12 protein-coding genes and 1 pseudogene are annotated in these 9,226 nt (G+C 68.4%); 5 read left to right on the top strand and 8 right to left on the bottom strand.

The genetic code is table 11. From position 1 onward, the window contains the following. Window positions 1–327 (bottom strand): annotated as a pseudogene (locus tag HUU95_RS02835) (hypothetical protein); the annotation flags it as partial. A gap of 122 nt (window positions 328–449) precedes the next feature. After that, entirely contained in the window at window positions 450–1,031 is a 582-nt protein-coding gene (locus HUU95_RS02830; RefSeq protein ID WP_174278713.1) for a hypothetical protein, read from the bottom strand. Window positions 1,032–1,387: 356 nt separating this feature from the next. Here HUU95_RS02830 and HUU95_RS02825 point away from each other — a divergent pair, with 356 nt between their 5' ends. Then, on the top strand, window positions 1,388–2,074 hold the full coding sequence (locus HUU95_RS02825) for a DUF4336 domain-containing protein (protein WP_174278714.1): 687 nt from the start codon (window positions 1,388–1,390) through the stop codon (window positions 2,072–2,074). Window positions 2,075–2,142: 68 nt separating this feature from the next. On the opposite strand, the gene HUU95_RS02820 is transcribed toward HUU95_RS02825, so the two are convergent. Together HUU95_RS02820 and HUU95_RS02815 are read right to left on the bottom strand one after the other, a co-directional pair. Then, window positions 2,143–2,532, bottom strand: a complete 390-nt coding sequence (locus HUU95_RS02820; RefSeq protein WP_174278712.1) for a type II toxin-antitoxin system VapC family toxin — start codon at window positions 2,530–2,532, stop codon at window positions 2,143–2,145. Further along, a complete protein-coding gene (locus HUU95_RS02815; RefSeq protein ID WP_174278711.1) occupies window positions 2,529–2,828 on the bottom strand; it encodes a type II toxin-antitoxin system Phd/YefM family antitoxin in 300 nt (99 codons plus the stop codon). The genes HUU95_RS02820 and HUU95_RS02815 overlap by 4 nt, the downstream gene beginning before the upstream one ends. A gap of 184 nt (window positions 2,829–3,012) precedes the next feature. On the opposite strand from HUU95_RS02815, the gene acnA reads away from it, so the two are divergent. Beyond that, window positions 3,013–5,703 carry an aconitate hydratase AcnA gene (acnA, locus tag HUU95_RS02810; protein ID WP_174278710.1) on the top strand — a complete coding sequence of 897 codons (2,691 nt, stop codon included), beginning with the start codon at window positions 3,013–3,015 and terminating at the stop codon, window positions 5,701–5,703. Continuing rightward, entirely contained in the window at window positions 5,700–6,086 is a 387-nt protein-coding gene (locus HUU95_RS02805; RefSeq protein WP_174278709.1) for a DUF2147 domain-containing protein, read from the top strand. The genes acnA and HUU95_RS02805 overlap by 4 nt, the downstream gene beginning before the upstream one ends. Window positions 6,087–6,094: 8 nt before the next feature. On the opposite strand, the gene HUU95_RS02800 is transcribed toward HUU95_RS02805, so the two are convergent. The 3 genes from HUU95_RS02800 to HUU95_RS02790 all read right to left on the bottom strand — a co-directional run bounded on the left by HUU95_RS02800 (window position 6,095) and on the right by HUU95_RS02790 (window position 7,227). Continuing rightward, window positions 6,095–6,538: a DUF3060 domain-containing protein gene (locus HUU95_RS02800; RefSeq protein ID WP_174278708.1), complete on the bottom strand. Its 444-nt coding sequence runs from the start codon at window positions 6,536–6,538 to the stop codon at window positions 6,095–6,097. 69 nt (window positions 6,539–6,607) lie between these two features. Next, window positions 6,608–7,003, bottom strand: coding sequence for a type II toxin-antitoxin system death-on-curing family toxin (locus tag HUU95_RS02795; RefSeq protein ID WP_174278707.1), 396 nt, complete (start codon window positions 7,001–7,003; stop codon window positions 6,608–6,610). Next, complete coding sequence (locus HUU95_RS02790; RefSeq protein WP_174278706.1) at window positions 7,000–7,227, bottom strand: AbrB/MazE/SpoVT family DNA-binding domain-containing protein; 228 nt, start codon at window positions 7,225–7,227, stop codon at window positions 7,000–7,002. The genes HUU95_RS02795 and HUU95_RS02790 overlap by 4 nt, the downstream gene beginning before the upstream one ends. A gap of 75 nt (window positions 7,228–7,302) precedes the next feature. Here HUU95_RS02790 and HUU95_RS02785 point away from each other — a divergent pair, with 75 nt between their 5' ends. Next, window positions 7,303–8,253 (top strand): cation diffusion facilitator family transporter, encoded by a 951-nt coding sequence (locus HUU95_RS02785; RefSeq protein ID WP_174278705.1) that lies wholly within the window; start codon window positions 7,303–7,305, stop codon window positions 8,251–8,253. Between the two features lie 31 nt (window positions 8,254–8,284). Next, entirely contained in the window at window positions 8,285–8,932 is a 648-nt protein-coding gene (locus tag HUU95_RS02780; RefSeq protein ID WP_254602583.1) for a hypothetical protein, read from the top strand. Here the strand turns inward: HUU95_RS02780 and HUU95_RS02775 are convergent. After that, window positions 8,926–9,226 (bottom strand): DUF4893 domain-containing protein (locus HUU95_RS02775; protein ID WP_174278704.1); only part of this gene is annotated, 301 nt, incomplete at its 5' end. The two genes, HUU95_RS02780 and HUU95_RS02775, sit on opposite strands and share 7 nt — an antisense overlap.

Genomic DNA, 9,226 nt, shown 5'->3' with positions numbered 1-9,226 from the left:
CGCCGCCTCGCCCCAGCGTCCGGTGTCGGCGAGCGCGCGCGTGAAGGCGCGCTGGCTCTGTTGCGTCCACCCATCCGCCCGGGTCCGGGTCAGCGACCGGGGCTTGGCGCCCGCGCTGGCGCCCGCCTCGATCTTCTCGCGCTCCATCTCCGCGACCGTCGCGGCCCAGGCCTGCGCGAACGCCGGCGACCGGTCGCGCCGCTGATGGCACGTTCCCGTCGCCCGCCCGATCGCCGCCGCCGCCTGCTTCACCTGCCCCGTCTGGCGCAACGCGAGCAGGAACGCCCGCTCCGTGTCCGCCGTCCACCGCAGGCAACCCTTGCCCATCGCCGCCCTCCTCGAATCATGAGGGCATGGCAGGTAGAGCAGGTCCGCTTCTGTAGGACAGCGGTTGGTCGCCGATCGCGGCGGGCGCGGACGCCCGACCGTCGCCGGCACGAGCGTCGATCCTACCGCCTCGCTCGTGCGGCCAGCGGCGCTCGACGCGTGGCGTCGCGCATGGCGACGGCCGCCGAGGCCGCGACGACGGCGATGCCGCCGAGCTCCAGCAGATGGTTCGCCTTCACGCCGCCGAACTCGGAACCCAGAAAGGCGTCGACATGGTGGAACGACGTGGCGCGGACGATCACGAACAGGATGATGAAGCACAGCCCCATCGTGGCGAGGCGCGCGGCCCAGCCCAGATCGCGCACGAACAGCAGCACACCGAGAGCGAGAACGCCGCCGACCGCCGTGATCAGGGTGATGAACTCCTTCTGGACGGGACGACGCTCCGCATACCAGCCCTCGGATTGAGCGGCATGCCGGCCGATCGCGGTGAACAGCGTTTGCAGGTCGAGCTGCTTGTTGATGCCGAGCAACACGAACGCGACGCCCAGCAGCCGCCAGAAATGGCGCTTGCGTCGTCCCCTGCCCACGCGGCTGATCGGCGCGGCCCGAAAGCACAGGATCGCCGCGCCGAGATAAGCGGCGACGGTGAACCAGCCCAGAACGTCCGGATCTCCGATCCCTGGCGACCAACCGTAAATCATGGCGCGTCATAATATCATCATGGCCACGCCGCCAAGCGACGACGTCAAATCGTTTTGCGATTGCTCCCCATGCCCCTTCTACTCGCGATGGCCGGACAAGTAGAGCGGGTTCAGGACCGTAGGACAGCGCTTCGTTCGATCCCGACCGCGATGACCTGATCCAGCCGGGGTCGAAGCGGTTCGCGTCCTCGGCGGACCCCAATTGCGGTTCCGTCATCCCAAACAGCCGCTTCGAGCCCCGGCGTGCAGGGAGCAGGCATCATCGAGCCTCATGGACGGGGTCGTGGCGTCCGCGCGTGTCGGACGGCTGCGGTCGTCTGATTGCAAATAGGTGTCATCCGTGATCAAGTCACGAGATACTTGAACTCTTCGGACCAGACATCTGGCTGGCGAACGGTTCGGTCGTCGAGGTCGCCGGCTTTCGCTATCCGACCAAGATGGCCGCGATTCGGCTAGATGACGGAACGCTGTTCATCTGGTCGCCAATCGCGCTCACGGACGCGCTGCGGGCGGCGGTCGATGCGCTCGGCGACGTCCGCTGGCTAATCGCCCCGAACACGCTGCATCATCTTTTCGTCGCCGAATGGCAGCGCGCCTATCCTCGGGCCGTGCTCCACGCGCCACTACGACTTCGCAAGAAGCGTAAGGACCTGAACTTCACTCCGATCCCGGTCAACGATGCCGCGCCGTGGTCACGCGCGATCGACCATGTGACGGTCGGGGGTAACCTCATCACGACGGAAGTGGTGTTCTTCCACAAACACAGCCGCACCGTCTTGTTCACGGACCTGATCCAGCATTTTGACCGGGACTGGTTCACTGGCTGGCGCTCGTTGGTCGCTCGCTTGGATGGGCTGACCTCCCCGGAGCCTCGGGTGCCCCGCAAGTTCCGATACGCCTTCGTTGATCGCCAGCACGCCCGTGAGGCGTTGAAACAGATCGTCGCATGGCCGACCGACCAGTTGGTATTCGCTCACGGCCCACCATTGCAGCACGACGCGCGGGCCGTGGTAGCCCGCGCCCTCGGATGGCTGTCGCCCTGACAATTGTCTTCCTGTTTTTGACCGCCAACTCAGGTAGCCGGGTGACCAGGTGTCGAGCGCCTCCCGCCTCACACCACCATGATCTGCCCCGGATAGCCCGCCAGGACCGCGTCCGCCGTCACGAACGGCACCCCTTCGGCCAGCGCCTGCGCGACGAGCAGGCGATCGAACGGGTCGCCATGAAGTCTCGACAGATCGGCGATGCGAGTCGCGTGCAGACTGGTCAACGGCAGCTCGACATAACCCTCCTCCAGCATCTCGGCGCGCATGCGCGCGGGCGCGAACTGAAAGTCCGGCCGCCGTTGCTGCCACTTGATCGCGATCTCAGCGATGCTGACCGGGCTGAAGAGGCGCACGTGCGCCTCGCTCGCGATCAAGGCCGCCGCGCGTCGCGGCAATCGCGGATCGCCGGCGGCCGACCACAGCAGCAGGTGCGTGTCGAACAGGTAAGCCGTCATGCGGCGTCGTCGCGTCGCGGGTCCTCCGGAAAGATCGACCCGTCATGCCAGAGCCGCTCCAGCTCCGCCTGCTCGTCGGGTGGCAGGTCTTCTGGAAAGCCAGGGCCATCCGGCAGGACCAGCCACTCCTTCGCGAACCCGATCGGATTCGGCTTTCGCTGCTCCGCCGCCGCCAGCGCCTCGACCTTCACCATCGGCTTGCCCGCCTTGGCGATGATGAACGGCTCGCCGGCGACCGCGCGCGCGATCAACTCGGACAGGCGGGTCTTGGCGTCATGGATGTTGACGGTCAGCATGGGCCGGCTCCGCTTGATCTAGTCCACTGGACTTAGTCCACCCTTGCTCAAACCTCAACCACACCCCTTCCCCCGCCCTCACCCCCTTGCTAAGGCGCGGGGCAAGCACTGCTTTCATCTTCTCCCGCGAGCGCGCAGGCCTTCCCGCCGCCCCTCGCGGGCGCACCTGGGTAAGGACCATCGCATGACCGCCATCGGCCACGACACGCTCGGCGCCCGCGCCACCCTCGATGTCGGTGGCAAGCGCTACGATTACTTTTCGCTCGCCAAGGCGGCGGAGAAATATGGCGACATTTCCCGCCTTCCCTTCTCCATGCGCGTGCTGCTGGAGAACATGCTGCGCTTCGAGGACGGCAAGACCGTCACCGCCGCCGACATCCAGGCGATCGTCGACTGGCAGCAGGAGCGCCGCTCCGATCGCGAGATCCAGTATCGCCCCGCGCGCGTGCTGATGCAGGACTTCACCGGTGTGCCCTGCGTGGTCGACCTGGCGGCGATGCGCGACGCGATCACCGGGCTGGGCGGCGACGCGGCCAAGATCAATCCGCAGGTCCCCGTCCACCTCGTCATCGACCATAGCGTCATGGTCGACGAGTTCGGCACGCCCAAGGCGCTCAACGACAATATGGAGCTGGAGTACCAGCGCAACGGCGAGCGCTACGAGTTCCTGAAATGGGGCTCCAAGGCGCTCGACAATTTTCAGGTCGTGCCGCCCGGCACCGGCATCTGCCATCAGGTGAACCTGGAGTATATCGGCCGCGGCGTCTGGTCCTCGCCGGAAGCGGGCGGCGCGCCGGACGGCGTCGAGATCGCCTATCCCGACACGCTGGTCGGCACCGACAGCCATACCACGATGGTCAACGGCATGGGCGTGCTCGGCTGGGGCGTCGGCGGGATCGAGGCGGAGGCGGCGATGCTGGGCCAGCCCGTCTCCATGCTCATCCCCGAAGTGGTCGGCTTCAAGCTGACGGGCGCGCTGGCCGAGGGCATCACCGCCACCGACTTGGTGCTCACCGTCACGCAGATGCTGCGCGCCAGGGGCGTGGTCGGCCGCTTCGTCGAGTTCTACGGCCCCGGCCTCGCCGCGATGACGCTCGCCGATCGCGCGACGATCGCCAACATGGCGCCCGAATACGGCGCGACCTGCGGCTTCTTTCCCATCGACGAGCGCACGATGGAATATCTGCGCCTCACCGCCCGCGCGCCCGAGACGATCGAGCTGGTCGAGGCCTATGCCAAGGCAAACGGCTTCTGGCGCCACGCCGACGCGCCCGAGCCGCTGTTCACCGACACGCTGGAGCTCGACATGGGCTCGGTCGTGCCCAGCCTCGCGGGCCCCAAGCGCCCGCAGGACAAGGTGTCGCTCAGCAAGGTGGACGAGGTGTTCAACGGCGACCTCGTCAAGCTTTACGAGCGCGAGGGCCACGCCCGCGTGCCCGTCGAGGGCCGCGATCACGACATCGGCGACGGCGACGTGGTGATCGCCGCGATCACCTCGTGCACCAACACCTCCAACCCGTCCGTGCTCGTCGCCGCCGGGCTGGTGGCGCGCAAGGCACGCGCGCTGGGCCTGACGCCGAAGCCCTGGGTCAAGACCTCGCTCGCGCCGGGGTCGCAGGTCGTCACCGACTATCTCGATCGCGCCGGGCTGACCGAGGACCTGAACGCGATGGGGTTCAACTTGGTCGGCTATGGCTGCACCACCTGCATCGGCAATTCGGGGCCGCTGCCGCAGCCGATCAGCGACGCGATCAACGCGCATGATCTGGTCGCCGCCAGCGTCCTGTCGGGCAACCGCAATTTCGAGGGCCGCGTCAGCCCGGACGTCCGGGCCAATTTCCTGGCCTCGCCCCCGCTCGTCGTCGCCTATGCGATCAAGGGCACGGTGACCGAGGACTTGACCGAATGCCCGATTGGCCAGGGCAGCGACGGTGCCGACGTCTACCTCAAGGACATCTGGCCCACCAACGACGAGGTCGCGACGATGATGGCCGCGAACATCGACGACGGCATGTTCCGCTCGCGCTACGGCAACGTCTATGCCGGCGACGAGAAGTGGCGCTCGATCGACGTCGCGGGCTCGGATACCTACACCTGGCGCGCCGGCTCCACCTATGTCGCCAACCCGCCTTATTTCGACGGCATGGAGATGACGCCGGCGCCCGTCACCGACATCCGCGACGCGCGCGCGCTGGCGATCCTGGGCGACAGCATCACCACCGATCACATCAGCCCCGCCGGCTCGATCAAGGCGGACAGCCCGGCAGGCAAGTGGTTGCAGGAACGTCAGGTCGTGCGCGCCGACTTCAACAGCTATGGCGCGCGCCGCGGCAATGATCAGGTGATGGTCCGCGGCACCTTCGCCAACATCCGCATCCGCAACGAGATGGTGCCGGGCATCGAGGGCGGCATGACCCGCTACGGCAATGGGTCAGAAGTGCTGCCTATCTATGATGCCGCCATGCGCTACAAGGCCGATGGCGTGCCGCTGGTCGTGATCGCCGGCAAGGAATATGGCACGGGTTCTTCCCGTGACTGGGCTGCCAAGGGCACCAACCTGCTCGGCGTCCGCGCCGTGATCGCCGAGAGCTTCGAGCGGATCCATCGCTCCAACCTAGTCGGCATGGGCGTGCTGCCCCTCCAGTTCGCCGACGGCGTCGATCGCAAGTCGCTGAAGCTCGATGGATCGGAGACGTTCACCGTAGATCAGGTGGCCGGGTTGCGCCCGCGCCAGCCAGTCGAGGTCAAGTTGACCCGCGCCGACGGCACGTCCGAGACCTTCGCGACGCGCTGCCGCATCGACACGGTCAACGAGCTGGAGTATTTCCTCAACGGCGGCATCCTTCATTACGTCCTGCGGAACCTGGCGGCTTGATCGCGCTGATCGCGGCGGCCGCGCTTGCCGCCGCGCCGGCGCCGATCGGGGGCCACTGGCTGACGCCCGGCGGCGAGGCGGTGGTCGAGGTGGCGCCCTGCGGTGCCGCGCTGTGCGGCCGGATCGTCCGCGTGGTGAAGCCGCGCCCCGGCCCGCAGGTCGACGCCCGCAACCCCGACCCGGCGCTGCGCGGCCGACCCATCATCGGCCTGGTCATCCTCGCCGCGTTGCGCCCCGACGCCGACCGCTGGCGCGGCCGCATCTACGATCCAGAAAGCGGCCGCACCTATCGGGCAGAGGTCGCGCGCGGCGGGACGGCGCTGAAGGTAAAGGGCTGCTTTGGTCCGTTCTGCCGCTCCCAGCTCTGGGCCGCCGCGCGGTAAGCCCCTGCTCACGACCAAACGGTGCGCCGGACCGTGTTGCGCGCCCCGACATTGGACGCGGACACGCGCGTGCCCTTGGATGCGCGCCAGCTGACGTCGTTGCGGTTGCCGACCAGCGCTAACCGCGCCGGCAGCGAGAAGCGGATCGTCAACGTGTTGCCGTTCCCCGCCACGGTCACGCGCGCGCAGTTCACTACGTCAAGCGTGTTGCCATTTCCGTTCACCGTCAGCGTGCCGCTCCGGCAATCGACCGAGCGATGGCCGCCGTTGGTCAGGATCGTGGTGCCCCGCCCGGCCCCGCCGCCGCGCACGCCGCCCGCGCCCACCGAGCCGCCCGGCGCATGCACGCCGGCCGAGTCGATCCGCACCCCGCCCGCGCGGATGCCATGCGGGTCTATCATGGTCTGCCCTGTGGCGGCGAGGAGGAGAAGGGCGAGCGGCGCGATCGGCATGGTGGACGGTCCTCCCGAAATGACGAACCAGCAACGCCCCGCCGCCCCTCCCCGATCCCTGGCGAGAGGTCAGGCCGGCACGACATGCGCGCGGAACCACGCGGTGACGCCATCCTCGGGCAGATCGCCGGCCGCTAGCGCCAGCATCATCCGGATCGCTGCCGCCTTGTCGTAAGCGAGCGTCACGCCGTTCAATCGCAGGAACAGCCGCGCCATCACCCAGGCGGTCCGCTTGTTGCCGTCAGCGAACGGATGGTTGCGCGCGATGCCGAACGCATAGGCCGCCGCCAGCGCGCAGAGGTCCCCTTCACCATAGCCATGCTTGTTCAGCGGGCGAGCGATGGCCGAGTCGAGCAGGCCGACATCCTTGACACCGGCAAGGCCGCCATGTTCCGCCAGCTGCCGATCATGGACCGCCTGCGCCAGCTCCGCGCTGAGGAAGCGCGGCACCAGAGCCGCCGTCATTTGGCAAGCACGGCCAGGATGTCACGGTCCTCCCGCATGATCTCCTCCGCCGCCGTCATCGCTTCCATGAACGCCGGATCGTGCGCGCGCAGCGCCACACCGCCCGGTTGTTCGACGAACCACACCGCATCGCCCAACTGCGCTCGCAACAGCGTCAGCACCTCCTTGGGCACGACGATGCCGACCGAATTGCCGACCTTGATAAGCTTGGCTGATTTGATCATACACTTGTACTAACATGACCGGTATGGGGTCGCAATCCTTGCCACTCACCCCCGCCCCGGCCATGACCGGCGGTGATGGCCAGCCTTTCCGACACGCTCCGCGCCAATGTCGTCCTGTATGGCGCGCTCGCGGCCAATCTGGGGATCGGCGTCGCCAAATTCGTCGCGGCCGCGATCACCGGCTCCTCCTCGATGCTGTCCGAAGGGTTCCATTCCTGCGTCGACAGCCTCAACCAGGTGCTGCTGCTCTATGGCCAGCACCGCGCCAAGCGGCCGCCGGACGCGGCGCACCCGTTCGGCTATGGGCGCGAACTGTATTTCTGGGCGTTCATCGTCGCGTTGCTGATCTTCGCGCTGGGCGCGGGCATCTCCGTCTATGAGGGCTGGAAGCATATCGCCGAGCCGGAGCCGCTCGGCTCGCCGACGGTGGCCTATGTCGTGCTCGCCATCTCCGTCGCGATGGAGGGCGGCTCGTGGGTGATGGCGATGCGCGAGTTCGCGCATGCCAAGGGCGATCAGGGCTGGTGGCAGTCGTTCCGCCAGTCCAAGGATCCGGCCGCGTTCATGGTGCTGTTCGAGGACTCGGCCGCGCTGGTCGGGCTGCTGATCGCCGCCGCGGGCGTGTGGGCGAGCCACCACTGGAACCGGCCGGCGCTGGACGGCTGGGCGTCCGTCGCGATCGGCGGCGTGCTTGCCGGGGTGGCGCTGGTGCTGGCGCGCGAGAGCAAGGGCCTGCTGATCGGCGAACGCGCCGAGCCGGGCGTCGTCGCGGAGGTGTACCGGCTGGTCGATCATCATCCGGCGATCGCCAGCGTCAACCATGTCCGCACGATCCACACCGCGCCCGACGCCGTGTTCGTCGCGATCAGCGCCGACTTTCACGACCATGTCACGATGGGCGAGGGCGAAGCGCTGATCGAGGAGATCGAGCGCACGCTGAAGCGGACGCTGCCGCAGCTGTCGTCCATCTATATCCGCCCGGAAAAGCGCGAGGACGCCACCCTGGTCGCGGCGCCGCCCGCCTAGCCGTCGGGTCGCCCGGCGAGTATGAGGCGTCATGCGCCGCCTGCTCCGCCCGCTCATCGCGCTGCTCCTCGCCGCCGGAGCGCTGCCCGCCCGCGCGGCGGTGACGCTCACCTTCTGGAGCCACGAGCTCGGTAACAGCTTCCCGCACGCGTTCATCACCTTGCGCGGTGTACCCGACGCGGGCGGGGCGCCGGTGGACGGCAATTACGGCTTCACCGCCAGATCGGTGACGCCGGCGCTGCTGTTCGGCTCGGTGCCGGGCGAGGTGGAGCCGTCAATGCCCGGCTTTGTCGCCACCTCCGACGCGCAATTCGCCGTCGTGCTCACCGACGCGCAATATGCCGAAGTGCTGGCGCTAATCGCGGCGTGGGACGAGAAGACCGGCGACGGGCGGTACAACCTCAATAACCGCAACTGCGTCCATTTCGTCAAGGCGGCGGCGCGGATCGTCGGGCTGGCGGGGCTCGACCAGCCGGGGTTAATGAAGCGCCCGCGCTCCTACCTGCTCGCGGTCGAGGCGGCGAACGACGGCCGGGTGGTCAAGGTCAACCAGCACGGCCGAGCATATGTCGCCGCGCTGCCGCCGCTGACGGCGGCGACGGTGACGGATCCGGCGAGCGCCAGCACGCCGGGGCAGGCGATCGGCGACCGGCCGGCCGCCGCCGCTCCGGCCTACTGAGCCGCCTCCAGCTCCAGCAGGTCCAGCGTCGATTCGAACCGCGGCCGGGGGAGCACCACGCGCCAGCTCGTGTCGCCCGTCCGCTCCACCCAGCCCGCCAGGTCCCGATCGGCGTCGCGGCCATGACGCAGCGGCCGCGTCTCGTCGCCCAGCGCCAGCGCGCCGAGGAACACGCCCCGGGTCGTCGCGTCGGGATAGAGCCGTCCGACCGGGCGCTGCGGTCCGTCGAGCTTCGCCAGCCCGGTCGCGTCGACGCGGCAGCGGCCCCAGTCGCGCGTCGCCACGCCCGTGACC

The sequence above is a fragment of the Sphingomonas bacterium genome (assembly GCF_903643065.1).
GTDB lineage: Bacteria > Pseudomonadota > Alphaproteobacteria > Sphingomonadales > Sphingomonadaceae > Sphingomonas.
This window is presented reverse-complemented; position numbering and strand designations above follow the sequence as displayed.

Excerpts from the sequence above, each read along its gene's own strand:
- HUU95_RS02830 (WP_174278713.1), bottom strand. The coding sequence starts at position 1,031 with ATGATTTACGGTTGGTCGCCAGGGATCGGAGATCCGGACGTTCTGGGC.
- HUU95_RS02820 (WP_174278712.1), bottom strand. The coding sequence starts at position 2,532 with ATGACGGCTTACCTGTTCGACACGCACCTGCTGCTGTGGTCGGCCGCC.
- HUU95_RS02815 (WP_174278711.1), bottom strand. The coding sequence starts at position 2,828 with ATGCTGACCGTCAACATCCATGACGCCAAGACCCGCCTGTCCGAGTTG.
- acnA (WP_174278710.1), top strand. The coding sequence starts at position 3,013 with ATGACCGCCATCGGCCACGACACGCTCGGCGCCCGCGCCACCCTCGAT.
- HUU95_RS02800 (WP_174278708.1), bottom strand. The coding sequence starts at position 6,538 with ATGCCGATCGCGCCGCTCGCCCTTCTCCTCCTCGCCGCCACAGGGCAG.
- HUU95_RS02795 (WP_174278707.1), bottom strand. The coding sequence starts at position 7,003 with ATGACGGCGGCTCTGGTGCCGCGCTTCCTCAGCGCGGAGCTGGCGCAG.
- HUU95_RS02790 (WP_174278706.1), bottom strand. The coding sequence starts at position 7,227 with ATGATCAAATCAGCCAAGCTTATCAAGGTCGGCAATTCGGTCGGCATC.
- HUU95_RS02785 (WP_174278705.1), top strand. The coding sequence starts at position 7,303 with ATGGCCAGCCTTTCCGACACGCTCCGCGCCAATGTCGTCCTGTATGGC.
- HUU95_RS02780 (WP_254602583.1), top strand. The coding sequence starts at position 8,285 with ATGCGCCGCCTGCTCCGCCCGCTCATCGCGCTGCTCCTCGCCGCCGGA.